Source organism: Thalassoroseus sp. (assembly GCF_984380535.1).
In genome coordinates, this window is the sequence record NZ_CFHRBF010000003.1 from 414,195 (window position 1) to 440,506 (window position 26,312).

19 protein-coding genes are annotated in these 26,312 nt (G+C 53.9%); 8 read left to right on the forward strand and 11 right to left on the reverse strand.

Going from position 1 to position 26,312, the window contains the following annotated elements; all coding sequences use genetic code 11:
• The first annotated feature begins 51 nt into the window (after positions 1 to 51).
• Entirely contained in the window at positions 52 to 1,137 is a 1,086-nt protein-coding gene (locus AC5DDB_RS05985; protein ID WP_491738778.1) for a tetratricopeptide repeat protein, read from the forward strand.
• A 1,060-nt stretch (positions 1,138 to 2,197) separates the two neighbouring features.
• Here the strand turns inward: AC5DDB_RS05985 and AC5DDB_RS05990 are convergent.
• From AC5DDB_RS05990 to AC5DDB_RS06000, 3 genes are all read right to left on the reverse strand, one after another.
• Positions 2,198 to 4,105 carry an outer membrane protein assembly factor BamB family protein gene (locus AC5DDB_RS05990; RefSeq protein ID WP_491738779.1) on the reverse strand — a complete coding sequence of 636 codons (1,908 nt, stop codon included), beginning with the start codon at positions 4,103 to 4,105 and terminating at the stop codon, positions 2,198 to 2,200.
• A 188-nt stretch (positions 4,106 to 4,293) separates the two neighbouring features.
• Positions 4,294 to 6,576 (reverse strand): serine/threonine protein kinase, encoded by a 2,283-nt coding sequence (locus AC5DDB_RS05995; protein WP_491738780.1) that lies wholly within the window; start codon positions 6,574 to 6,576, stop codon positions 4,294 to 4,296.
• Between the two features lie 126 nt (positions 6,577 to 6,702).
• Positions 6,703 to 7,269: an ECF-type sigma factor gene (locus tag AC5DDB_RS06000; RefSeq protein WP_491738781.1), complete on the reverse strand. Its 567-nt coding sequence runs from the start codon at positions 7,267 to 7,269 to the stop codon at positions 6,703 to 6,705.
• 1,096 nt (positions 7,270 to 8,365) lie between these two features.
• On the opposite strand from AC5DDB_RS06000, the gene AC5DDB_RS06005 reads away from it, so the two are divergent.
• Entirely contained in the window at positions 8,366 to 8,767 is a 402-nt protein-coding gene (locus AC5DDB_RS06005) for a hypothetical protein (protein WP_491738782.1), read from the forward strand.
• Between the two features lie 265 nt (positions 8,768 to 9,032).
• Entirely contained in the window at positions 9,033 to 9,407 is a 375-nt protein-coding gene (locus AC5DDB_RS06010; RefSeq protein ID WP_491738783.1) for a hypothetical protein, read from the forward strand.
• 675 nt (positions 9,408 to 10,082) lie between these two features.
• Here the strand turns inward: AC5DDB_RS06010 and AC5DDB_RS06015 are convergent.
• The 4 genes from AC5DDB_RS06015 to AC5DDB_RS06030 form a co-directional block, all read right to left on the reverse strand.
• Positions 10,083 to 10,571 (reverse strand): hypothetical protein, encoded by a 489-nt coding sequence (locus AC5DDB_RS06015; protein ID WP_491738784.1) that lies wholly within the window; start codon positions 10,569 to 10,571, stop codon positions 10,083 to 10,085.
• A gap of 277 nt (positions 10,572 to 10,848) precedes the next feature.
• Complete coding sequence (locus AC5DDB_RS06020; RefSeq protein WP_491738785.1) at positions 10,849 to 11,400, reverse strand: phosphoribosyltransferase family protein; 552 nt, start codon at positions 11,398 to 11,400, stop codon at positions 10,849 to 10,851.
• 106 nt (positions 11,401 to 11,506) lie between these two features.
• A complete protein-coding gene (locus AC5DDB_RS06025; RefSeq protein ID WP_491738786.1) occupies positions 11,507 to 12,793 on the reverse strand; it encodes a serine/threonine-protein kinase in 1,287 nt (428 codons plus the stop codon).
• On the reverse strand, positions 12,790 to 13,518 hold the full coding sequence (locus AC5DDB_RS06030) for a BtpA/SgcQ family protein (protein WP_491738787.1): 729 nt from the start codon (positions 13,516 to 13,518) through the stop codon (positions 12,790 to 12,792). Before AC5DDB_RS06030 ends, AC5DDB_RS06025 begins: the two co-directional genes overlap by 4 nt.
• Before the next feature lie 915 nt (positions 13,519 to 14,433).
• Between AC5DDB_RS06030 and AC5DDB_RS06035 the strand changes: the two genes are divergently transcribed.
• The 3 genes from AC5DDB_RS06035 to AC5DDB_RS06045 all read left to right on the forward strand — a co-directional run bounded on the left by AC5DDB_RS06035 (position 14,434) and on the right by AC5DDB_RS06045 (position 15,703).
• The gene (locus AC5DDB_RS06035; protein WP_491738788.1) at positions 14,434 to 14,979 is read left to right on the forward strand and encodes a DUF421 domain-containing protein; all 546 of its coding nucleotides are present in this window, start codon (positions 14,434 to 14,436) and stop codon (positions 14,977 to 14,979) included.
• Between the two features lie 12 nt (positions 14,980 to 14,991).
• Entirely contained in the window at positions 14,992 to 15,447 is a 456-nt protein-coding gene (locus tag AC5DDB_RS06040) for a DUF4385 domain-containing protein (RefSeq protein ID WP_491738789.1), read from the forward strand.
• Positions 15,448 to 15,544: 97 nt separating this feature from the next.
• Complete coding sequence (locus AC5DDB_RS06045; RefSeq protein ID WP_491738790.1) at positions 15,545 to 15,703, forward strand: hypothetical protein; 159 nt, start codon at positions 15,545 to 15,547, stop codon at positions 15,701 to 15,703.
• On the opposite strand, the gene AC5DDB_RS06050 is transcribed toward AC5DDB_RS06045, so the two are convergent.
• The 3 genes from AC5DDB_RS06050 to AC5DDB_RS06060 all read right to left on the reverse strand — a co-directional run bounded on the left by AC5DDB_RS06050 (position 15,690) and on the right by AC5DDB_RS06060 (position 18,001).
• Positions 15,690 to 16,664, reverse strand: a complete 975-nt coding sequence (locus AC5DDB_RS06050) for a quinone oxidoreductase family protein (protein WP_491738791.1) — start codon at positions 16,662 to 16,664, stop codon at positions 15,690 to 15,692. The two genes, AC5DDB_RS06045 and AC5DDB_RS06050, sit on opposite strands and share 14 nt — an antisense overlap.
• A 20-nt stretch (positions 16,665 to 16,684) precedes the next feature.
• Positions 16,685 to 17,011: a nuclear transport factor 2 family protein gene (locus AC5DDB_RS06055; protein WP_491738792.1), complete on the reverse strand. Its 327-nt coding sequence runs from the start codon at positions 17,009 to 17,011 to the stop codon at positions 16,685 to 16,687.
• A 105-nt stretch (positions 17,012 to 17,116) separates the two neighbouring features.
• The gene (locus AC5DDB_RS06060; protein ID WP_491738793.1) at positions 17,117 to 18,001 is read right to left on the reverse strand and encodes an RNA polymerase sigma factor; all 885 of its coding nucleotides are present in this window, start codon (positions 17,999 to 18,001) and stop codon (positions 17,117 to 17,119) included.
• Positions 18,002 to 18,433: 432 nt separating this feature from the next.
• On the opposite strand from AC5DDB_RS06060, the gene AC5DDB_RS06065 reads away from it, so the two are divergent.
• Together AC5DDB_RS06065 and AC5DDB_RS06070 are read left to right on the forward strand one after the other, a co-directional pair.
• Positions 18,434 to 19,642, forward strand: coding sequence for a DUF6807 domain-containing protein (locus AC5DDB_RS06065; protein WP_491738794.1), 1,209 nt, complete (start codon positions 18,434 to 18,436; stop codon positions 19,640 to 19,642).
• The gene (locus AC5DDB_RS06070) at positions 19,639 to 20,625 is read left to right on the forward strand and encodes a hypothetical protein (RefSeq protein WP_491738795.1); all 987 of its coding nucleotides are present in this window, start codon (positions 19,639 to 19,641) and stop codon (positions 20,623 to 20,625) included. Before AC5DDB_RS06065 ends, AC5DDB_RS06070 begins: the two co-directional genes overlap by 4 nt.
• A 901-nt stretch (positions 20,626 to 21,526) precedes the next feature.
• Here the strand turns inward: AC5DDB_RS06070 and AC5DDB_RS06075 are convergent.
• Positions 21,527 to 26,137 (reverse strand): protein kinase domain-containing protein, encoded by a 4,611-nt coding sequence (locus tag AC5DDB_RS06075; protein ID WP_491738796.1) that lies wholly within the window; start codon positions 26,135 to 26,137, stop codon positions 21,527 to 21,529.
• Positions 26,138 to 26,312 lie beyond the last annotated feature (175 nt).

The following is a 26,312-nucleotide window of genomic DNA, read 5'->3' on the forward strand; positions in this document are numbered from 1 at the left end:
TGCCAACACGACCGTGTTGTCATGCGGGCCCACTCTGGAATAGGAGACAGCGTGGCGGTTCCTGTCGAAGGTTTTTCCGTACTCATTCGCAACGAGACGCTCGAGAGCCGACATCCCGGTGGCGTCTCGGGGTACGTCGAGGCGTGTCCAAACCAAACGTTCTGCACCGACGGTCTTGTTTGTCGCGTCGGATTCATGAACGCGTTGGACTTGGGGAACTTTCTCGCAGAGTTGGAGTCACTCGGTCTATCAACGATGGCCGACGACCCAGACCGCGATGTCGCCGTCGTGTGCCAGGAGGACGGTCTGGACGATCCCTGCGATTGGCTACAATTGGGGCGACATTCAAGCGGCGTCATCGCGGCTTGGCTCACGGGCGAGGAACCCGGCGAAATCATCGGGCCGGACGGATGGTCGACGGCACCCTCCATCACGCAGGTCACGCGGGAAGAAGCCCGCAAACGACTCAAGTTTCTCCGAATCGACGGCCCGATCGATATCTTCTACGACACGGAAACCGAGAAGGAAGTTTACGTCGGCCGTACGAACTTGCTGCCCGATGAAGATTCGCACGACGATTTCCCAGGACGAACCGCGTCGGATTTATACGACTGGGGAACCGCTCTGGCCAATCCGTATTTGCCGTTTCAGCGGTCGCCGTCCGACCCCAGCACCGAAACCGCACAGCAAGAACTGAGTCGAGCGGTCCGGCTGTTGACTGCGTCGATTCAACTGAATTCGAAGAACTGGGCGGCATGTTGGGTTCTCGGGCTGACATTCCGCATGCAAGGCGAACACGAAGCCGAATACAAAGCACTAGCAAGAGCGTATAAGCTCAACCCCGAACACAAAGATGTCCTGCGGGAATTCTGCTTGAGTTGCATGACGTTAGGACTCGGAGAAGAGGCCGTGCAAGTGGGTTGGCAGGCCACCGAGATCGACCCCCGTGATGCTGGTTTGCTTTCCAACCTTGGACTCGCGTTATTGGTGTCCGGAGACGTCGAGCAAGCAGAACGGGTTGTCCAACGTGCGTTGAACATGCAACCCAATGACTCCATCACGCAAAACTTGCTCGAATACGTGCGAGACGTCCACAGCGGCAAAAAGCCCCGACCGACATCCTTTCCGCCAGCGTAAAACGAGGGCCATGCATCCGCCTTAGCGGCGTTCTCGTCATGCAACGTACACACCATTGCCTGCCGTAAAATCATCGAAACGGCACAAAAAAAGGACTTACGACAAATTGCCGTAAGTCCTTGAAGGATAATGCGCAAGAGAGGACTCGAACCTCCACGGGGTTTAATCCCCACTAGGCCCTCAACCTGACGAGCGAGCTATATCGTGACACATAGTTGACCGACGGTGCAGTACCGAAGTAGAGCATAAAGTCTTACCCTGTATAAGGTTGCAATCGCAACCTCTTGCAGTCCCGCGATTTGCGATTTCTGATAGAAATCGTCATATTGTTGTAAAATTGTTGTAAACTCGGTTGCAACAATTTGTACGACACTTGCGTGACTGCGACTCAACGTCAATGCAGTCATAGAATCTAAGAACCGAAGGACTGCGAGTCGACCGAGTTTCGGGTTGTGCTAGAAAACTTCGACGGGCCGGGATACCATTTCTGCGATTCTTTTGTCGAGAACGGTCAGAGCCGTGCAGCTATGATGTTCTTCACCAGGTTTCTCGAAGAAGCACTTGCTGAGCGTTTTTTAAACTTTTCACAACTGTGCGAATCTATGGCTCCATTGTGGAAGAGACCCATCATGCTCTAAAGAGGAAGTACCGGAAAATGCAAACGGCGATATTCCGCTGAATCGATCCTCGTTTCCTTCCAACCCGTGCTGAAGCGTTCGAGGCGGTCTGTCGGCGATCGAATTGAGTTGGACCGCATTTGGTGGACAGCAAACAGGGTTGTTTAATGGCATGAGTCAGCCGCCGATGACAGGGGTAGGGAACGAGAACAGAACCAGCTCTCCTCAGTTTTGCACGCCACTTTGATGTCATTTTCCGTCTGCCGCTTCAGAGCCTTTGCAGGGTTTTCTCTCATACCGCATCGCTTGAGTCTGATAATTTAGCGACTGACGGACTTGAAGCTCATAATAGAACTCAAAGTAACGCGACAAACTCTTTTCGGCTTTGCTTGACTGCCGTGTTTTTCTAGACGACTTGTATATAGGTTTGCTAGAGTTGTTAACTAATTCGAACTCACGTCGTAGCAAAACAGGTTGTCCTGATCACGAATGTAAAGCTTTCCGTTGGCGACGACCGGATGTGCCCACGCAGGGACATTACTGCGATCGGGTTGATTGAAGCGGCCACGCTCGATGAATCCTTCTCGTGATGGCTCGATCAATATGATCTCGCCTTCTTCGCCACGCAGATACAATCGCCCGTCGGCCAACAGCAACGAACCCTTGGGACCGTTGCGGTCTCGCCACAGTGTCTCGCCGGTTCGAAAATCCAGACACGTCATGATGCCGCCGCCGTTTCCGCCGTTGGCTCCATAGAGACAGCCATCAACGACGATCATTCCGCCATGGTGGTTCTGCATTCTGTTCGTAAAATAGACCTCCTTAGCAGATATCGCCCCACTGGAATCCCTAACCAACTTGACCGCACCGCCGCCACTGCCATAGGCGGAAGCCGCGAACACGAGACCATCGTGAAAAATAGGTGTCGAGCAATTGATTCCCATCGCGTTGGCTGGCTTATTGTATTGCCAAAGGACTGTTCCATCTTTGGCGGCGACACCAATCAGCGAACTCGCCGTGAGTTGGACGTATTGCTTTTGGCCCTCAAAATCGATGGCAATCACGGATGCATACGCTGCGCCCGATCGAGCACCGCCACGTCCGCCGAACCCTCCGCGGCCACCGAATCCGCCGCGGCCGCCGAAGCGGTCTCCGCTGCCGGTCCGTCCGCCGCCGAAGTTAAAGAATCCCGGGCTTGTCGATCCTCCTGTAAAACCACTATCCGCCAACCAAACATTCCCCTTGGAATCTTTGAACGGGTTTGATTCGCCAGCTTTCACTCGGATCGCATCTTTTCCTTTCGTGTCATCTCCTTGCGGGACAATTTCAATTGCCTTGATCGCGGGATTCTCGACCTGTCGCCGGAATGTGATGCTCAATTCGCCGTCGGTCACCTTTACCGGGATCGATTCAACGTACGCCTTTCGAGGGCCGCCGGCCTTCTTCCAAATGTCGAAGTCTTTGATCTCGGTGCCTTCGACGTTCAAGGTAAAGACTCGTTGACCTTCATCAGTGATTCCGCTGAATGTTTCTGCAAAGTACAGCTTGACGAGATACTCGCCTTTGGGAACTTTGTGAGAGAAACCAGTCATTCCCCAATGTTCGCTTAGAAACAGTTCCGGTTGTTTTGTGCCAGTGATTGTCGGAGCACCACTACTATTCGCGTCGCGTTGCGGTGAATCCCTACGTGGCGTGGTTTCTTGACGCCCTGAACGATCGCTCTGAGCCTCAGTCGATTGGCCCGGCATATTACTCTTCCATATTGTCTCGCCCGTTAACTTATTGAGCGCGACGATCATTGCGTCGGACGCCCCGGGCGTGCAGATCACCTTGTCACCATCAACGAGCGGTGATTCGCGGAAACTCCACATAGGTGCAATCCCGCCGAAGTCGTCGATCATACTACGCTGCCAAATGACTTGACCATCATCTACACTCAGACAGGCGACACGCCCACTCATGCCGATTACGTACAACCGATTGTCGTCCACGGCCGGAGTGCAACCCGGCCCTTCTTTTGATTGAGGCATTTGCTGGGAAACAGCGTCACCAATCGGCGCGAACCAAATCTCCTTGCCATCCTTTTCGGAGCGTGCCCAGACGATCTCTTTCCCGTCACGATTGCTCATACCGAACAGTCTGCCGTCGGCAATCGCTGGGGCACTATCTCCGCCACCAAGTCCATCAACTCTCCAAGCAAGCGGCGGACCAGCTTCAGGCCATTGCTGCAGCAGCCCTTTCTCATTTGAGACTGCATTTCGGTCCGGTCCCTGCCACTGGGGCCAGTCCTCGGCTAACAGCGACGTACAGATCAATAGAAGCAACGAACAGCAAATGCAGGGTCTCAACATGAATCTATTCCGTTGGTGACAGTTGCGAGATGGCCGGCCAATTCGATCATACTGGAGCATTTCGGAGAGATGCTCGCTTGTGATCGGGTACTAAATGGTAATGCGAAATCCGCGCGCTACCGGGGCCAAAGAAATCGGCAGAATCAAACGGCGGATCGATCGACATGGAGCAGTCTGCAAAAAGCCCATCAATCGGTGACGCTCGCATCCGCAAAACTCTGCATTTGGCGAAATCGAGGATCAATCGCCGGCGTGTGCCCTTTAACGACGATGCTGGCTTCACGATGATTAATCAACAGCTCAATCCAATCCACCCACGGGATGGAAGGTGCGCCATTCAACCGCTCAACACTTTCATCAAGGATGCGGTCAATCAGTTTTTGCGATCGCTCGAACGCACGAACGGCTTCATCGGCATTTCCCAGTTCATGGTGAGCGATCGCAATGAGTGGATCAGCGATTCCGCGTCCAAACCAGTTTGCCTTATTTGATTCTTCTAGACGCTGAAGTGCTTGTTCATTGTGCCCGGCCTTCAAGTGAGCCCAACCAGCAACGTACAGGTTCACACCGTAAAACATTTTGGCGTAACTAAAGCGCTTTTTCGCGAACTCGTGAGTCTGCTCCATGCTTTCCGCGTCGCCCATAATCGAAAGCATGCGTTCGACTCGATCCGCCACTTCAGCGGCCTCTGCGGCGGAAAGTTCGCCCACGAGTCGCCCCCGAATCGCGGCGGCTGCCGGATCATCTTTGTCCAATCTCAGTAGTGCATCACACAGGTTCTCGTAGGCGATCGTGTCCCCCGTATAAATCAGAAGCTGGGGAACGCCAGAGATTTCGGCCTGTTCGATCGGGAATCCAATTTCGACAGCCTTCACGAAATCGGCTGCTGCGGCATTCCAGCGTCCCAGCTTCGCATTCAGTCCACCTCGTTCCAACCAAACGAGAAAGTACTTCGGCAAGACGTCCGTGGCTTGTGTGTATGCTTCGTACGCATCTGGCCAGCGTCTCGCGTCGGCATTCGCCCGCCCCGACGCAAGCAAGACAGTGGTGGAATTGAGCCGATCGTTGAATCGCTCTAGTTCGGTACGGGCCTCGTTCGCAGCCTGCTCGGCTGCATGGGCTTCTTTCAGAGCGATTTCTTTCTCGTCACGTTCTTTGATCGCTGCCCGAGCCTGCCAGACGCTTACAGCCATCCCAAGAATCAACGCAATGGCGACTAACGAGATCGTCGAAATCCCAACCTTGTTACGCCTGGCAAACTTTGTAAATCGATACCAGGACGATGGCGGACGAGCATCGACGGGTTGATCCAAAAGAAACCGTTCAACGTCCTCGGCCATTGCTCCCGCCGTCGCATAACGTCGGTTTCGATCTTTGTCCAACGCCTTCATGACGATCCAATCCAGATCGCGTTTCATGGCGGAGGAAAGCGTCTCCGGGGCCAGACGACGATTGAGGGCAACCGTTTTTGCACTTGCATTGTTCAAGGTGCCTAGCCGCGTACTCGGGCGAGGAGGTTCCTCTTCGCGTATAATTTGACGTAGCTCATCAAACCCGGCACTTTGAAGGCGGTTAGGAGCGAACGGGGTGGAACCGGTCAACACTTCGTAAAGCAAGACCCCCAGTGAGTAGATGTCGCTTCGTGTATCAACATCGTCGGTACTCATCGCAGCTTGCTCAGGACTCATGTAAGCCGGAGTACCAACCATCGAAGTGAATCGCGTGTAAATCGTCTTGACTGTTAGGCTCTGGCCGATGGCCTTGGCAACGCCAAAGTCGATGACCTTTGCCAGCGGGCGACCATCCTGTAATGTCACCAGGACATTCGAGGGTTTCAAATCTCGATGAATGATTCCTTTCTGATGAGCGTGCTGCACGGCATGGGAGATTGTGACGAAAAGTTCGAGCCGTTCGGTAATGTCGAGCTGATGACTGTCGCAAAACTCGGTTAACGGAATGCCGCGGACGAGTTCCATCACAAAATACGGCTGGGCTGAGTCCGTCACGCTTGCATCGAAAACTCGCGCGATATTGGGATGATCCATCAGGGCGATTGCCTGTCGTTCAGCCTCAAAACGCGCAATGACTTCGCGTGATTCCATTCCAGGCTTGATGATCTTCATCGCGACGCGACGACGGACGGGTGACTGCTGCTCGGCCACAAATACTAGCCCGAAGCCGCCTTCGCCGATTTGCTCCATCAACTTGTACGGACCGACCATTGTGCCTGGAGCAAATCGCGGGGCGGTGTTGTCGTGATCGCTTTCAAGACCCACAGTCGGAAGGCACGCCGCTACAAGCGGTCGGTCGATGGGGTTGATCGCCCGTTCATTCTCGCGAAGTAATGCGCACACGCCCTTTAGCAAATGAACGTCACCGGCACACGCCTGCCGGACATACTCTGCACGCTCACTGGGCGATTCAATATCCAGTGCCTGGAAGAAGATCGACTTTTCTGTTGCAACATTCATTCGTCGACAATTTCTCACGCTTTTCGCGACGGAATTTAGCTTGCGAGGAATCCCGCAATGAGCCGTAGCACATGCAACGCTCACGTAACGTCATGCGATTTTCATGGACCCACGGGGCCACAGAATTCACGATTCTTTGCCGGGATTGAGTTCGCGTCCGAGCCAAGCCCGTGCAAACGCCCAGTTTCGTTTGACCGTTCGAGGTGAAACTCCAAGTGCTTTGGCGGTGTCGTCGACGGACAGTCCGGCGAAGTATCTCAGTTCAACCAATTTTGCCATTTCAGGTTCGCATTCTTCGAGTTTCATCAAAGCCGCATCCAAATCCAACAACTCGTCAACATCACGAGACTCAGAGATTGCGTCGTCCTCAGCAACCTCAAACTTGTCCCGGTCGCCCCCGCGTTTGAGGCTCTGGCGTCGCCGAGCATTCTCAATCAGAATCCGACGCATGGCCTCCGCCGCTGCCGCGAAAAAATGGCCACGACTGTCCCACCCCGGCACTTCTTCATCACCTACAAGACGGACGTACGCTTCATGGACAAGTGCCGTTGGCTGTAACGTCTGCCCAAGTGCTTCACTCTTCATTTTGTGTCCTGCCAGTCGACGCAATTCCGCATACACGAGTGGCAAAAGGTCAGCCGCTGCTGCGTGACCATTTCGAATTTGATCTAGAATCTGCGTGACGTCCGACACGATGTGAGGCTCTTTCTCGCTCGCTGAATTCGTCAAAAACTAACTCGATTGGATACATACATTATCGCACGAGCGACGCCTGCAACCAACTGAAATGACCCGCGATATAGAAGTCCGTATACCCGAAGGCGTGCCGGACAATGTCGTCCAAACCTTCATCGAATTCTACCTCACCCTGAAGTTCGAAAGTCAGGGATATGAAAACGAGCGATTCGTACTTCCAACCTGAATATCGGGGTCCGAAAAGGACCGGGTTGTTAACTCCGAGAGTTTTTTTCAAGATTTCGGGGTGCGGAATAGACCCTGAGGGTTCCTCTCGGACTCCGGTTGGTCACTCGCGAAATGGAGAGTCTTGCGGTCGCTGACCAAATCGCCGCAAACCGTTGGCGTTATTGGCTATAAACGCGAAACGCCCGGCTCACAAAATATCGACGCCGGGCGTCAACTGGTTTGTCGTTTCATTCCGCAGAACGAAATCGAGCTCCCCCGAGTCGAGCTCTATGCAAACAAGGGTTCGTTGCGCTGGGAGCCTTTTATATTAGCAGCTTACGTCGATCACCCATAATCGAGTTGTACCCGTGGAACCCCGTTTCAGCCATTCCGAAGCCGAATCGTAAGCAGAAGAAGTCACGTCCCGATGGACTCGAAACGGCCCAATACTACCAGTTAATTTTTGATTCTGGTGAGGTCTCCTGGCGTGCCGAATTGGTGCGATACTTCAACGTTAGCAGGGCACGCGTGACTCAAGTGCTGAAACAGCTGGAGAGCGCATGACGAACGTCTAATTCATGTACTTTCCTATTGTCCTCGTCAGGGAAGGCACCCGCGAACTGCCCACATACGGCTCCGGTTGGCCTGACAATGCACTTCAATGGATCATCAACAGTGACCATTGTCGTGATTGCCGTTGTCCTCATGCCCTATTGAATGCGAGTCGCTTCCAGCGATGACTTGTAGTCTGTGCCTACGGCGTCTGCTCACCGACTCAGAATGCAGCGGCGGTTAGGACAGATCACGCCGACCGTTTCGAAAGCATTGAATGCCATTTGTCTGAAATTAATGGCTCTCAAGCAATCTGATCGGTACGCCCCCCCCAATGGAACTAGCTGCTGACATCGAGGCGTTTCTCGCAGACGAACCGACGACGGCTCTTCCAGAGAACCGTGTCGAACGAACTTTGCGTTTCATGCGTCGTGAGTTGGCGGTTGTCATCGTGAGCATTGTGACCTTGGTTCTCCTGACGATCGTCTTTGCAATTTCGGCGGTATCCCAGCAGCCGATGCGGGTTGAAGTTGCAGCGGAAGCGCGGCAACGACTCAGGCTCGCCGCCAATCTGGCATCGCGTGTTGTCGGGACGGAGAGTGATTGCCGTTGGCGGATTCTTGCACTGGCCGCAGCGGATACCGACTATACCGGGCATGTGGCGACTCTGAATGACGAACTTTACGCAGACCGAGCAACAACACTTGCAGAACTGGCTCAAAAACCTGTTCGTTGAGTGGACCCAAAACAACGGTCTGAACGTCAAGAGTTTGACGGTGAATCTGACTGATAGGACGCAAGTGGCACGGAAACCTCGCTCAGATACAATCAACGAGAATTTTGCTTTTCGCGTCCACTCTCACGGCGGTCCCCACGATCTTCCCAAGACCGTTTCCGTCCCTCCAGCAGATTTCCCCGTACTTTCTCCGGTTTATATGAGTCAATCGACATCTACTCTCAGCGTTGCCCTGACCGTTCCGATTCGTCACAAAGCAGGCAATATGATCGATCGACTCGGCATGTCGATGGATGTGGAGGAGCTCGGTTCGTTCCAAGAGCTTGGACAAAACGAAGTACTGATTCTAGTGGGAGCCCGAGATTATGAAGTTGCCGATACCACGTCGATTAGTATGATCGCGGATCATCCGATGTTGTCGTCTTACACCTCCAGAAATGGCGCGATTCCGCATGTGCGTTCCGAAAGCTTAGACGAAGACCTGAAGTTAATCCGTTCCACTCAGTGGCTGACCAACTTTCAGGACCCAATCGATGGCTATACGGGAGAAGCAGTCGCCGTTCCCGTCCTCATCCCTGGTCGTGCGTCTTCTGTCAACCGATGCGGTTGGATTATGGTTTTGCATCCGGCCGTTAAATAACGGTGTGTCGGATCACACATTCTTTCATCGGATGTTGAAGGGGTATGCTCGAAGAATCTTTACGGTCGTTATCAGTGAATCGTGTCCACGCTGATGCGATGAGCTCTACCACTACCGGGACGCGGAATTCTGAATCACATGACAAAGTCCTGATCGCTCAGGCTTATTTTCAAAAGCACTTTTGAAATAGAAGCGTCTTTCAGCGACGCACAGCGGTTTCCCGTGTTGTCCAGACAAGGTTATACGTATCTCGAATCAGTCAGAGTTGCGCGAGTCCGCGCTTGATTGTCGAGCAGCCATTCCTATCAGCATCATTCGCACGACTGCATTTTTAGGACCGCGATCTTCCATCAATGCCTCAACGATCGCTGGCAGGATTTGCAAACTCTGATAACGAACTCACAAGAAGTTCTTGCCCGCGCCGACAGCATCAGAATCAAACCAGACCAATAGGAGCGGCATTTGCACTGCTCATACCAAGTATCCGAATTCCAACGCCAAGATTCGAGGCATTTTGAACGCAAGTGGTTCACTCACCTGTTGTGCAAACTAGGCGTTCATTGTCCTCCGTTCGAAGTGGCACCCCATTGCTGCCCAAGAACCAAATCAATAAACCTTTTAGCGTTCCACACGACGTTGACGTTTGGTCGTGGCTTCTGGAAGGCAGCGGCCATGTCACTCGGCCGTACGACCAGGCCCTCGAGTAGCTGCGAGAGTATTTCGAGCCGTCTGGCGGTTCCGAAGCCTAGCGTCATTCCAGCGCCATCGGAATTCAATCAAAACTCGATCGTCTGCCGGAACAAAGCCAATATCAGTGATCAAGTCGGAGACGTAGAGGTACCGCATTTCGTGTTCTCCATAGTGGAGATGCATGTCAGCATTTTCCGGCAGATGCACGTGAGGAACCGGCTCCGGGAGTTCCAATTTTCTCCGAAGCTCTCTTGCCCGTTCCTCCAACTCCTCCACACGAGCGGCTAACATGATTAGTTCGTAGACATCGTCGCCCCGCTCCTCGAGATACTCGGCGAGGATCAACCTTGGAAACCGATTGCCGGGATCGTTGCAAATCGCCTTGCAGAACAGAACGATATCTGCACCAGACGGCAACGCACCGACCGGCAACCCGCAAATTTCTTCTGCTTTGTGCACTATTTCTTTTGACATGCCATCCTTAATACCACGTGGTCCGTAAACGGTCTAGGATCAGAGAGTGACCAAGATGGAGCAATTTGACATGGGTGTGGATCGTAGCCACTCTGGAAGGGGTCTCGCGATTCATAACGGGATTGGTCAAGAGTGAAAGAGTCCAGCTTGTGATCGATCGCTCTCAATAGCCGACTTTGGAGTGGCTTGTTGTGCTGAATGCCTTCCCGATAAAGATTCGAAATATCCGGTCTGGAACTGGGCAGGGAAACGGCCTCCTCTTGGATGACGTCAACACTCAAATGGCGTTTCTGCTGAAGAACTCGATGAACTCGGCTTGATGCCGTTCGCCATCGTTTGGCTCAAGCTGTTCTTCCGCCAAATAGACGGTTTCTATGGCAGGGGCAACGTTTTCTACGACTTGCCCCTCTTTCGGTCGTCCCAGATACAGTTGAAGTGATTGGGGATCATAACTTCTCAAAGCTTCGGCAACCAATTGAAGTGTCACGCCACTGACAACATCGTCTTCAAGAATCAGTACACGCTTGCCCCGAAGAACGGACAAGTCGTCGAGAAATTCGCACTGCCTGGGTGGGTAGTCGACGTGGACCGACAGAACCTCAACGCCCAACGTTACGAAAAAATAGCCATAGAGGTGGCCTTCCGGGGCGATCGCGACACAGCGGTCGAAGGCGTTTGCGTTGACTAACACCTTCGCGAGGGCAAAGGCAGCGACCGGATCGACCGGCTTCATCGGATTGACCCACGGCCCCTCCTCATAACCCGGAGAACGACGGCAATGCCGATCCACGTCCGCAATGACTTCAGCGACGAGGCGATCAAAATCCATGAAACAGCTTTTCTTTGGATGTGAAACCCAATGGCTTGGCGACGACTGACTCCTGAGACCAGCACCGCAATCGCTGTAAAAAAGTGCTGAGTAGCCGGTGCTTCATTCAGACAAAAGCGACAAGATGGTCCTTTCGTTCCTGACGAAGCCACTCCACCAATTCGGCTGTTCCAAGGCTCTTTCCGTCCCAGACCAGGATCACCAAGTCGGCTTTGGTGATAAAGTAAATGTCTCGTGCGCTGGGAGCCCCAGGTAGGTTGGGAATCCACTCATTCTGCGGGTCGACGATGGGGAGCTCGTATTGCTGGACCAACGCCTCCATCGCTGGTGAGATATCGTCTGGGCCGTAACCGACCAAGAGAACGTGCTGGTGTGAGTTGCCGAGCTGGCGGACCGTTTCTTCGTCCACCACGCCGAGTGTCCCCACATACCATGTGGAGTACGGGCTATGATAGGGACGGAGCAATGACCGGAGCCGACGCTTCGTTCGTTCGGGGTCCGTAGCCATCGTACCGGTCACGGCAACGGTCAGATAACGTGGCGCAAAATCCCCCGGCGACACCTGGATCGTTTCCGTGACAGCGGCGGTCTCGCGGAGGGACTCCCGCAGGGATGCCCGCATTTGGGCCGCGGTCTGAAACCGCAGGGCTGGGTTCTTCTCCAGAGCATGCGAGAGCACGTCTCTCAGTAAAGGCGGGTAACTTGTTGGCACATCGACAGGCTGAGAATCGGTCACCGCCCGCATGAGCGAAACCAAATCCCGCTGCGGAAAGGGGAGCCGTCCGGCCAAGAGTTGGTAGAGAAGCACCCCTACGGACCAGAGGTCTGTGGGCACACTGCGTTCTCCCGAAAAGGCTTCCGGAGCCATGTACGCTGGCGTTCCGCTGGCAGAACCGCTGTGGGCCAGATCGGAGACGACCCGGGCCAATCCAAAGTCCGTCAGGCGGGGAATGCCCTGCTGCATCAAAACATTGGCCGGCTTGAGGTCGCGATGCAGAATTTGCCGAGCGTGCAGGTGTTCCAAACCCACCAGAATGCCCAGTCCTATGTCCACTGCGTCCTCGATAGGGATCGGGCCACCGCCGCGACGGCTCAGCCAATCCTCAAGCGAGCCTTCGGCCACATATTCGCTGACAACCGCGATTTGCCCCTCATAGATATCCGCTTCGATAATTGGCAGAATGTTGGGGTGACCGCCGGCTTGGACCCAGATTCGTGCCTCATCTTGAATGCTGACTAAGAGTTCTTTGTCGTCCCGTGGTAGTTTGATCGCGACTTGCGTTGTGACCACCGCCCCCTCTCGACTCCCCAACCAGACTTCGCCGAATCCTCCACGTCCCAAAGGGCGCTCCAAGACATAGGCACCGATCTTTTCGCCCTTCTGCGGCATCATCGACCCTCCAATGGTGGCCGGTCCGCAGACGCTGATCGGACAGCCGTCACCAGTTGCTTGACCCGCATTGGATTCAGTTCAGTAAAACGATCGCTGATTCCCGTGGCGACAAGAAACGCATCAGCAACGCCCATGTAGTCAGTGACATTTTCCGGCGTAATCCCGCTCGCAATGGCCAATGGAAATTCGCCTAACGCTTCCTTCATCGCGGCGATCTTTGTCAACGAAGCTGCTGACCCCGTGCCAACACCTGATGTCGTTACGACATCCATATAGTTGGTGGCGATCTGACAGGCTCGCGCAAGGTCAACGACTTCCCGTTGGTACTTGAACGCCACGCCGCCAAAATAGAGCCCGTTCCAGCGACTTTCGGCGCGAGCAGCATCGATCCGATCCGCTTCGTCGTGACAGTCCGAGCGTTCGTCGATTTCCGCATTGTCTATCCAGACTCCAGCGACAGACTCTGACAGCTCAGCGAAAAGTCGTACCGGCCGCCGGCCTAGACTATTGATACCCACCCACCACGGCGAGGTCGCTTTGGTGACAACCCGGTGAATTTCCATCAGTTCGGCATGCGAGATCGAATGATTGATCAAGAAGATGCCATCGCAGCCAGCCCGTTGAGCAATCTCGGCATTTCGGAGGGCTTGAATCGTCGATGTTGCATGGATCACCGGCAGCACGGCATGACAACTCGGAAAGGTTTCTCGGAAGCGGCCAGTCATGAGCACCCTCACTCACTCGTGGAAATCCAAAGTCCAACTCGGTCTCTTGCGATTAGGCTTGTCATACTAACACCACTATTCAGAATAAGCGACTGTGCAACGGCTAAGCGTCTTACCGCTGAATACGACATTTATGTCGTTTTCAGCGACATTGAAAAACGAATAAATGCCCCTGTTTTTTGTACTAGGTGTAACGGAAGGTTCCCATGGTTCGACGTAATGGCGGTGTTGGAATTCGGCGGCTCGATCTAGTCGCCAAATGAACTCCGGTTTTGGAGCCGGGTGGGATACCTTTACAAGTGATTTGAGCTAATCGACAGTACCGGGGCCTGGTTTTTCAGGCGAACCGTTTTTTCGGAAACGAGTGATCCATCGAGGGAAAGAATTTGCGGATGTCAGCGTTTAACACATACCGAAATCGTCTGGCGAAGTGCTGGCAACAATTTACTGCAGCGTGGATGCCTTTTCCGGTGCGGCAGGCGTAGAAATCGAAAATGAAGGACCGCTCAAAGATCGGTTCCAAGATACTGGTCAGGGCATGATGCACGATGCGATCCCGATACGGAGCCACACTGATTTGATGTTTCTTGCATTTCCTCGTCAACGATCATGGATTGAGGCAACATCACAAAGATCGGTATCGGCGAGTTGGCCGATGGGTGCTGTCCGCCGCAATTTTGGCTGGCTGGGCGTTGGGTGTATCCACCGAACTCCATGAAGAGTTGACCGCTACCGTGATCGCCTTCCTGGCGGGTGGGATTTTACTCAATACGTTCAGGGAAGAATTCCTTGAAGAGAGGGGAAGCCGGTTTTGGACGTTTGCCTTGGGAGCGTTTGGCTAAACGCTGATTTTGCTGACTATCGAGTGGTCGGCGGAGGCGGATCAATAGACAACTGAGAAAGAGGAGGACACCTATGGGAAATTCGGCATGGTTTGAATCTTGGAACAGTCTCTACAAAATCTCGATCAGTTCGCTTGTGGGATATGTCATCTTGATTCTGTATGTTCGGCTGGCAGGAAAACGCTCGACTTCGAAGATGAACAACTTCGACTGGATCGTGACCGTCGCCGTGGGATCGGTAATGGCGTCAATGGCGGTGTTAAAGGATGTGACCGTCGCCGATGGGGCATTGGCGATGGCTTTACTTCTGGGGTTTCAGTATCTCCTGACGACAGCAACCAGTCGTTGGAAATGGGCCAGGAAGCTATTCCTTGCATCGCCCACGGTTCTCTATGCGAATGACACATTTCACGAGGAGGAAATGAAAGAACAGCGGGTCTGGAAGGGCGAAATCGTTTCGGCAATCCGAGAGAGCGGAATCGGCTCGTTGCACGATGTTGTGATTGTCACCTTGGAACCAGATTCCAACCTGTCGATTGTGAAACAAGGGGAGGAAGGGAAGCTCGATACGGTGGACTCGCTTCCCGGCTATTCGCATTTGACGGAGCAAAAGGGATAGGTGAAAGCAACGATGACCTTCAACTACGACCTCGACTTCGACACCATCGACTTCCGTCAGCAACCCGAACTCTATCGCATCGGCAAGGGCGAGCAAGGCGTGTTACTCGTCGAGCCTTACAAGAGCGAAATCCTCCCGCACTGGCGTTTCAAAACCGAAGCGGATGCCCAGGAATCCTCGAAGGTCATTTTCAAAATGTTCCTCAATTACCTCAAAGAGGAAGATTTTGTCGGAGCGGACATGGCTCGCAAGTATCTGCAAATGGGATGGACCAGAGCCAGACGCTATGCCAATCACAAAGGCGGTCGAAAATACGACAAAGAAACCGGCGAAGAATTGCCGAGGACGAACGATCCAGAAAAAGCGGCAGCGGCGGCGGTGTTCTATGAGAAATATGTGGAAGCCAGAGAGAACACAGAATACAAGCAGATGAAAAAGGAGCATCTGGAGAAATACGAGAGCAAATAGGGAAAGCCTGTCACGGCCATGCCACACCCCGGCTAGAAATCTGCGATCTTTTGTTCGACGACCTCAAGTTGAACTTGCCAAGAAGAAATCAGGAGAAATGATACGCAGGCAGCGACCAGAATTGGCCACCAGTAGGCTAAAGTGGCAAATCCTCAACCCGGTCATTGTCGTCAGCTTCGTGTTCGTGCAGGCGTTCCGACTGGCATGGCTGCCAGTCGTTGTGGGCTGGCGGGCTGCTGCCGTCATTGGCAAGTAAAGACGGTCTTGCCTCGTGTCCGCCCCTCCCACATCGCACGGAATCCTTCCTTTGCCTGCTCCAGCGGCAGAACAGCACCGATCTCCGGCTCGATTCCGCTCTGAACAAGCAAGTTCATCAGGTTCTTCATGTCCTCCTGAGTACCCATGATCGAACCTGTTATGGTCAACTGGTCAGCGATTACCGGAAGGAGGTTTAGCGACACGTCGAATCCTGTTGTTCCTCCAACAGTCACCAGCGTCCCACCACGAGCGAGCGATGACAGGCTGTGCATCCAAGAGTCTGAGCCGACGTTATCAATCACTGCTCGCACCTTTCGTGGTAAAGGATGATTGGAAGGAAAGGTCTGGTGGGCACCGAGCGCCTTCGCCCGGCTTTGACCTTCTTCCGAACGACTCGTTGCCCAGACCTCGAAACCCGCCGCCCGACCGAGTTGAATCAGTGCGGTCGCCATGCCCCCTGTGGCCCCTTGAATCAACAGTAACTCGCCCGCACGAAGTCCAGACTTCGTGAACAAGGCACGGTAGGCGGTCAGCCATGCCGTGCCCAATACGGAGGCGTGCAGCATCGAAAGATTATTGGGAAGTGGGACTGCATTGCGTTTCGGCACGACGGCGTAAGTGGCGAGAGTGCCGTGGATGAACTCGCTGGGAATGTGCCACTTGGGGTCGAGCGTCTCGTCGCCACGCCAGTCATCGCTGCCCATCATGGGGTAGATGACGACGGGCGTGCCGTCATCCAGAGTGCCTGCCGCATCGTTTCCCAAGATGATTGGATAACTGATGCCTTCGGGGTGCCCGCTGACGCCCTGTAGCGTGAAGACATCGTGACGATTCAGACTGGCGTGGCTGACCTTCACTCGCACCCATCCATCGGGCACGTTCGGTTCGGCCTGCTGCCCGACCTCCAATGCCGAAAGCGGGTCGTCGGGAGCAGCGTGCGTAGCGTAGACTGCTAACATTGCTTGGTCTCCATTCTTGCTCACGGTACGATCTCCAATGATTCGATCTTGTCGCCTTCGAGTCCGAAGAAGTACCGAAGATTGACGGGGCTACCGGGAAAGTTGCCCGTGAGTCGGCTGGTGACGATCACTTGTCCGTCCCGCTGTTCACACACGAACGGCTCGCTTTTGTACTGGTACTTAGCCGAGGCATCCGCCTTCCATTGTCTGATGGCGGGCTGCCCCTTGAAGATGCATCCTTCATCCTTGACGACGGCATTTTCGGTGAAGCACTGAGCAACGGCCTCGCTGTCGCTCGTGTCAGCGAAGAAATAGTTGGCGACGGGCATTGGAAGATCGAGAGTCATGGGTCATTCCTCCAGACAGGTCGGTGAAAATCACGAAGCACTGGCTTCGTCTATCACATAGACACCTGCGGGGATCGACCGTGACAATTCGTTGCGACATTTTTTTCAGTTCAGATGCAGCGTTTTTCGCAAAGCCTCATTCTCCAGCAGACGCCGAAGCCAACCGACTTGATCCGTAGGCTGGAGAAACGGGTGATCGCCGTAGATGGCGGCGTGCTGTCGCTCAACAACATCCTCGACTTCGTGAACCGTTGCCGGTGCGACATCCCGAACTCGATGGACATGCTCGGGAACGAACAGGAGATGGTGGGGATCGACGTGGCCGTGGTTGATGAAGCCACGGGTCTTCTTCGGGCAGCGACAGGGATTGGACGTGTTTACCAGTCCACACTGATCGTTCATAAAGTTGTGGAGATCACGACGGGCACGACTTAAGCATTGACGGAAGTTGTCGGCAGTCATCTCCAGTACCTCGCCGCCAACCGAATCGCTGACGCCTAGTATCTCGCCCAGCGTAAAGATCAGCCGTTGCCTGCGGTCTAGGCAGAGCAACATCCCCATCGTGCAAGCATTTTTGGCTTCTTCGACCAACAGCGGAACAGCGACGGGGACTGTCTTCGGATCAGGCAAGTCGAGGTCAGGCGTGCTATCGATGGCCGCACCATAGGCGTCGAACGTCGTGACCTGCGTTTCGGCTCTGCGGCGTTTCATGTTGAGGACGTGGTTGGTGGCAATGCGGTAGAGCCAAGTGCGGAACTGACTCTCGCCCTTGAACGTACTGAGCTTGGTGATGACCTTGACCAGCACTTCCTGCGTGACCTCCTCGGCGTCGTGTGGCTGAAACACCATGCGGACGGCGATGTTGTAAATCCATGCTTGATGCCGCAGTACCAGCTTCTCAAGTGCGGTGCGATCCCCGTTCTTGGCCTGCTCGACTAACTCTGCGTCCGTTGCATCGCTCTCGGCGACCTCGGTGAATGGATTGAACACGACTGCTCTCCTGATAACATGGCCTATGACGGACGGACTTCCGTCAATCTCTTGGACACATCAAAGGGGCGACTGTGACAACTCTCTGGTGAAATTTCCAAGGAAGGGTAGCGTCCCCAATTGAATACATGATCTCCAGTTTGGGAACATAAAAGACTTCTTCCTCTTGGCTGTGGATGTGGGTTGGTGGGCCGCTTCCGGAAGGTAGAATGGCCTCGAACGTGGCGTATTTGCCGTCCGCCTCATCTCCGGTGGCGAGGAAACGGTACACGTCGTCGACAACGCCGATCCGTCGTCCTTCACTGAAATTTCGTATTGTCGCTGTATGTTTCATGCTCAGGGTGAAGCAGTCAGCGAGGATTGCCCCCTCCAACGTGCACTACTCGAACGCAATGGCGACAATGAAGTAAACGACCGCTAAAAGGACCGGCTATGAGAATCATCACCTTGCTCATCATTCTGCTTCTCGCAGCCGTGCCTGCTACGGCGGCAGATTTGGAATGGGTCAAAGTTTCGGAAGACAACAAGGGCTTCGTACTGGCCGAGTCGGGGAAGCCGTTCATCCCGTGGGGCTTCAACTACGACCACGAGGGCGATGGCAAGCTCATCGAGGACTACTGGGACGACCAGTGGCCGCGGAAGCACGCCACCGGATGGATCGGCTTTTATTGGGGCATGACACCAGACGAGATTCGCCCAGCGAAGACAATCCCCAAGGCGATGACATTGAGTTGGTTGGGACTCTTCCAGGAGAAGACACCACAGATTCATGGGCAGGCAGCCACCGTTACCTTCCAGCAGGGGGACGGCACGCTGCGGATCGCCATTGGCGGTCAGTCGGTCGCCGAGTACGTCTTCAATGACGAGCAGGTCCGGCGACCGTACTTTCGTCACCTGCGAACTCGTTCCGGCGTGCAGGTCACTCGCAATCACCCGCCCGTGAAGGAACAAGACCTCGACGATCATCCGACGATGCACCCCGGCCTGTGGTTGGCCTTCGGCGATCTCGACGGAGCCGATTTTTGGCGAAACAAGGGCCGGGTGAAGCATGTGCGGTTTCTTGGGCAACCAACAGGCGGAGCGGGAAAAGGTTCGTTCACGGTTCGAAACATCTATGTGGCGGACGGTCGCACGATTTGCACCGAAGATTGTGCGATCAAGATTTCCGTGCGGCCCGATGGTTGGCTGCTCGATTGGTCTTCAACTTTCTACTCGGAGAAGGGCGACTTCACATTCGGCGATCAAGAAGAAATGGGCTTTGGCGTTCGAGTGGCCACGCCGCTGGCCGTCGTGAATGGTGGCACGATCACGGACAGTGAGGGCCGCAAGAATGGTAAAGAGGTCTGGGGCAAGCAATCCGACTGGTGCAAGTACAGCGGGGTAATCGACGGGCAGCGTATCGGCATCGTACTGATGCCGCATCCGAAAAACTTCCGCCGTTCATGGTTTCATGCCCGTGATTATGGCCTGCTGCTGGCAAATCCCTTCGGGCGGAATGCGTTTACCAAGGGCGAGAAGAGCCGGGTCATGGTTAAAAAGGGCGTGAAGTTTCGGCTGCGTTTCGGTGCTCGGGTGTACTCAGTCGAGTTGGGGCACATGCTCGATGTTCCTACCACTTATCGAGAATTCGTCTATGAATGAGCGACCTACTCCTCGTTACCAAGAAAATGGCTGAGGTGAACATGCTCGGTGACATTCATGACCAACTGTTAGAAGCGAAAGAGCGACTTCGCCAAAGACAAAAGCTGAAAGCCATGCTTCACGAGGCACAGGAAATCTTGAAGAAAGAGCAGGTGGCTCGTAGTCGGCACGAACGAGTCCTCACGAAGGAAAGGGCCGACGTAGAAAAGCTGGAAGGTTTCAGCCTGACGGGGCTGTTCTATTCGATCCTCGGTACCAAGAAAGAGCAAATCGAGGCTGAGAAGCAAGAATACCTCGCCGCCAAACTGAAGCACGAAGAATGCACACAAGCCCTTGGTGATGCCCAGCAGGATGTTGAGCGGCTGTACGTAGAACTTGGCGAATATCGTGAATCGGAGGCCGAGTACAATCGGTTGTTGGAGGAGAAACGCCGACTGCTCACACAAGCTGGTGATCAAAGTGCTGAGACGTTGATATCCCTTTCAGAACGTTTGGCTGATCTTGAGGCTGACCGAAAGGAACTTCAAGAAGCAATCTCAGCAGGCAATACGGCAAAAAGATCGCTGGATGAAGTCCGCTCGTTACTCAGTTCCGCCGCAAACTGGGGCACATGGGATTTGCTGGGCGGCGGCACGATCTCCACATGGGCCAAACATTCCAAGATTGACTCGGCTAAAGCGCAAGCCCGAGTCGCTCAGCGAAGGTTGCGGCAATTTCAAGAAGAACTTGCTGACGCTGACCGGCGATTGCACATTTCCTTGGGAGACATCGGTGGGTTTTCCACGTTCGCCGATTTTTTCTTCGATGGGTTGATCGCCGATTGGGTGGTTCAATCGAAAATCCAGAATGCTTCTGGGGCGTGCGACTCAGCGATCAGTAAAGTCAATGCGGCCTTGTCGGAGTGCCGCCGCAAACTTCCGGAAACCGAGCAGGAGATCAATCAATTGAAGGCGGAATGGCAACGATTGATTGAGGAGGCGTGAAGGCAGTTTTGAAAGGATCACGAAGAGAAGCGACCAACTGGTACGAACTACATCCTACCGATGTCTCCGCTTGCACTGCCAATGTGGTTGATACTCGTGTTATCGCTACCGCAAAAATGCATGGGGTTTCAATGAATCACCTTGCCGAACAATTCAACTCCCAACATATCGCCAACGAATAGGCTAGGAGACAAGCGGATCATTTCAACGGCGATGATTGGAACGATCGATGAAACCGCGCATGCCCATCTTCTCTCGGTCGACCATAACGTCCGGTATGGGACGAACTTGAGTTTGCCGTCGTCCAGACCAATACGTTTTTACCCGAAGCCGAGCGGAAGAGGATTGGACACGAGCCTTTGAAGCGATGTGTGGAGCGTGCGATTGGGAGGGCGACTTCAGCAAGATGGGATGAGGAAGCTTTGCAGCGTGTTGTGGCGAGTTGTTCGACGGGGTACGCATAGAAAACACTCGGATCGATTTACTTAGTAAGGGTGACTAACCTTGCCTTGTGATTCTTTTGACTCAGTGTATCCTCATCGGATTGATTTCATGTTTTTCAACCGTTGGTTGTTGCACCCAATAGGTATCGGCTTGTTGGGCGTGACCGGACCAACTCATCAAGTGTTGCTGGGTTTCAGGGAGTGTCTTGTCGCCATCTCTGTATTCGGCTTGCACCCAGCACGAAGCGGTGTTGTTTTGGAAAGCGACCTGTGTGGTGGCAATTCCGTAGAATCAGACCGTAATTTCTGGTGAAAATCACCGATTCGTCCTGATTTTCATGGTGACCTCCGTTGTTTCCACCAACGCAGGCAGAGTTAGATTCTGCCATTTTGGCAAGTGTGCGATTTTCAAATTTCGACCTGCCTTCGGCAAGCAAGGAGTAAAGGGGCAACTTTGTTCATTTGTATGTTCTGGAGAGGCGGAAACCGTAGTTGAGGTCACGATCAGCCGGCAAGAGTAAGTAACGGTTGTCGGTGAAGCTACGTACGGCGGAACGGACGACCGCTGGAGGATCGCCGAAGGAACCGCCACGCATCACACGGGGAACCCCTAGTTTTAAATCAGCATTTGTCAAAGGCGGTAGCGAAGCATAAAAAGAAGTAGACCAACCATGATTCCATTCCCAAGCATTGCCATGCATGTCAAATGTCCCATAACGATTCGGCAACTTCAGGCCGACTGACCACATGTGCGACTTACTAATGTCGGAATACCACGCATACTGTGGCAACAATTCCAAGGGTTCTCCAAATCCGTATTTGCTGGTTGTTCCGGCCCGACATACAAACTCCCATTCCTCCTCCGTAGGCAACCGATAGCCAGTGCGGGAAAGAAAATCGGCGGCAATTTTCATCCGTAAGGCATACTCGCCCTCATAGCACCATTGGTCTTTCGGAATGCCTTCTTGCTCATTGAGCCAGTTGCAGTAGGCCACGCAATCATACCAAGACACATAATTGGCTGGACAATAAGCTTGCGGTGCGTATTGCTCGTCATGCTTGTAATCACTGCGGAACTTTTGGAACTGCTCCACCGTCACTTCGTGAGTCGCCACAGCGAAGCTGTGCGACAGCGTAACGCTTTTTGGTTTATTCTTCTCGCCCATCAGAAACTTTGCCGGGCCATTGACAACGGCAAAAGTCTGCCCTTGGGAATTGACGAACCAGTTGCGTTCCTGTCTGCTTGTATCTCGCAATTCCAGATCGATCTTGTCGGTCAGTGAGTTTTGCTGCCAGTTTCGCAATGTCCACTTCGCCCCCGAATGCACGCCCGGATCAGGGTCGTCTCGGTAGAGTTTTGCCAGTTGGTCTGTAAACGACTGGCGTTGCTCACTCGACAATTTCTGTCCATCGAACTGGCCCAATGTCAAAATAAGAGCATAACGACTCGCCGGATCGGACTCCTGCTGAATCTGGGTCGCAAGGACATCAAAAGTGACTCCCAAGCGAGCGAATCGGTCGATCATGAAGCTGCGAAGAGACGGGTCAGGCGTCTGTTGGAATAGTGGCCACACCGATGCTGTCTCGCCCAATTCCAGCAAACAAGCCGCAGCGTTCGCCTGCTTTTTCCAAAAAGCGTCCCGTTCGTCAGGCTTGGCTCCAGCGGGTGGTGATTGGCTAACTAGTGTTTGCAGTTCGGAGATCACTGACTGCCGATGGTTGCGGAGAGACTCCAGCAGGGACAAAAACTCCTCGTCATTTTCGGCTAGCAAGATCAGCGACATCAGGGACTTAGGTTTGTCATCGAGAAAGACCGACAAGGCGGCAGCGACGATTGGGCGTTCGGTGCGACGCCTTTCGCTGCTGTCTCGGAATCGGTGTTCCAACGGATCAGCCAAGAGAGCACCGACAGGACGCAGCATCTCGATCCATTCGTCAGATTCCGAAGCGGGAACGGATACCAGTGAGGTAACGACATCCTCACGTTCCGGCTCCCACCGTTCGTTCTCGGCGTCATATTGGGACAACGCCGCTGCCGCCCGCATACGCTGGCTGTTGCTGCCAGCCTGAATGGTTTCCCACAGTTGTTTTTGCAACCGCTTCTTGTGTGGCTCCAAGAACGACACGATCACCGGCACATCATCGGGACTGGCCGACAACAGTTCTCGTAACAAAAACTCGACGTGCGACGGATCATTCTTGACGAGAACCAAACTGGCATGGAACTTTGCCGTGGGGCTGCTGTTTTCGTTGGCAACGATTTCCTTCAACAGGGGCGTTGCCCATTGCCGATAGTCGTCGATTTCGACAACTAACTCCTCAACGTCGGCAGTGTTCGCCGCTGACAATGACTCAACAAGGGCCTTGGCGTAATTGGCGTTCTGCCGTTGCTCAAGCCGACCGGCGACAATCAGCCCAACATATACCACCAGCACGACGGCGGTGCCTGCCAGACTGCTGCGCAGTCCATGCATTCGCCCCGCCTTCTTCATCGTCTTCCGCTGCTGCTCGGTCCATTTGTTCTTCTCCGTCAGCGTTCGAATCCTCAGCCATTCCCAAACAGAGGGCAGATGCCGATTTTCCGGTTTTGCATTCCAAAGAGCTGAGCGTTCGGCCAACCGCAATTCCGCCCGGCCTTTATTGGTTTCCCGCTGCTTGCGGGTCAACCAATCCCGCAAGGAGGGAACCAAGTAATCGTGGGCCAGTTGGTAGTATTTGGAGCCGGGATCGCTGTCGGAATCCGATTCAAAGCCTGCTGGATCGGTGGGCGAAATCAGCCGTAGTTCCCCATCCAGAATCCGTAAGAGTTCATCAGACTCTTTGAGTCGGTTCTTGTAGCCAGATGCCTCAAGAAGTTCGGCATGGGATCGCATGTGCCCTTTGATGTCACTGCCGGCTTCGGGCAACAGTGACTTCAAAACCTCACGGGCGGCAGCTTGGTGTTGCCGATGCTTGGGATTGGCAGTACGAGCAGCGAAGGTTTCTTCGAGGAAATTTACGCCAATGCCCTCTGTGCCACCAACTTCTTGTAGCGTCTTTGCAGTCCAAGCTTTGCTCTTGACCATTTCCGCAAAAAGGGCAAGCCGCACGGACACGACTTTGCCATCTTGAGACAGACCTTGCGCCACAGCGGAAACAAAAGCGTTCTCATACTCCGATAGTTTGTCTGTTTGAGCAGGCAGTTTGCCGAAGGCTCGACCGAACTTGATGAGAACTTTCTCCGCATGGTCTACATCGAACAAATCGACGGTGGCGTAGTTGATGCCCTGACGAACGGGAATATCCAAAGCATCCATGAATCGGGCAGCAGCCATGCCGAAGTCATCCCGTACCACGACCACAGCTTGCAAATGCTCTCCATCGCATTGTCGCAGGGCATTCAGCAGGTCCGTGTTCTGTTCTGCTCGGTGGGCGTGAAGCCACTGCTCGAATTGATCCAACACGATCACAACCCTTCGGCCAGCATCTCGCCGTAGCAGCATGAAGGTTTCCGCCAAGCCGAGATCGTGGGGCGAATCGGATATGTGTTTTCGGATGGCCCGCAGGATACGGGCTTCCGTCTCATCAGGGGTTCCCTCCACATACAAGGCGATCACACTTCCGGATAATCGAGGCAACAAACCGGCTTTGACCAAGGAAGACTTTCCGCAACCCGATGGCCCGTAAATCAATCCCACGGCGAACGTCTTATCGGAATCGGTTTCTTCGATCCGAGATTTCCAGAAGGCAATACTTTCTGGCAACCCCTCCCGATTGCGAGGACCCGGCAAGAGATCAACGAAGAAATCGGAGTCGTTGGCATCAAAGGACCGTAGTCCTTTGGGAACAATTTGCTGCTCATTGTGTTTCTGCTGCGGCGATTGGTTCCAATGCAACAGATCATCGGCAAGCTCGGCAGCGGTGGCATACCGATCCGAAGCCCGCTTCGCCAACGCCTTGAGGCAAATCCGTTCCAACTCGGTGGGAATGGAACTCTCTCGTTGCCGAGGGGGTTGGGGGTCGGTGGTCGAAATCTGCACCATTAATTCATGAGACGAGCTTCCATGAAACGGTTGCTTGCCGGTCAGCAACTCGTAAAACACTATTCCAACACTGAAAATATCGCTGCGCCCATCCAACCGATGGCCCTCCCCACGGGCCAGTTCAGGACTCATGTAAGCCGGGGTTCCTGCTAACCGACCACTCTTCAAGTAGTCTTCTTCTGTGATCGCCAAGCCAAAATCGACGACATACGGTGTGTGCGTGGCATCTTCGATCAAGATATTCGCCGGTTTGATATCCCGATGAATCAACCGCTTTTGATGGGCGTGATGAAGAGCATCGGCAACCACCGCCAGCAATTTGGCGGCTTCAGCGTATTCCAGGCGGTTCTGCTCAATCACGGTTTTCAGATCGTGGCCTTCGACGAATTTCGAGACGACATAAATCGCCCCCTCGTCTGTTCGACCCACATCATGCACGGGGACGATGTGCGGATGATCCAAACTCGCCACCATTCTGGCTTCTGCCAAATACGACTCGGCATCCTCGGCAGATTGAAACCGCTCTGGCTTGGGAATTTTGATAGCAACTTGTCGTTTCAATTCGTCGTCAAACGCCAAGAGAACCCGACCGAAAGCTCCCTCACCGAGAACCCGCAGGATGCGGTAACGGCCGATTCTTTGGACATGCTGCGTGGAATCGAAGGTTTCTGTCGTAGCGAAGTGTAGCTTTTCTCGGATGGTATCCGAATCGGCAAGTTTTTGACGAAGCGTATCACTGATGTCCGAAAATCGAGACAGATACTCCTCGACGCTGGGTGAGGATTCACTATTCTGCCGGGCCTTGAATTCCCCCACTGCCAATTCGACTTTGCACGCCGAGTCCGCCAGATCAGGCAGCCGTGCCAGGTAATCCTCGACCTTCAGCGGTTCATCGGTTTTCCAGCGGCGTTGCTGATCGACTCTCAGGACAGCGAGTTTAGCTTCCAGTTCGGAGTCGGCGTGCTGTTCCAAGAATCCGAACACATCAGGCAGGGAGTCGGCGGAATCCCACAGAGCTTGAAGTTTCTCGGCAAGATTTTGCAGCATAACTAGCTCTAGCGGAGAAGTTCGTTTTATGGAGAGAGCGTGAGACAAGTATGAACAACCTAAACGTACGTCTCAAGACAGCAAGGAATTCGTTGGGTTCTTTCTCAAGCTTGCACTTTCGCTTCCACAAGTCATTGATGTCAGCCTGCATTTACACCCCTCCGTCGCCGTTGCG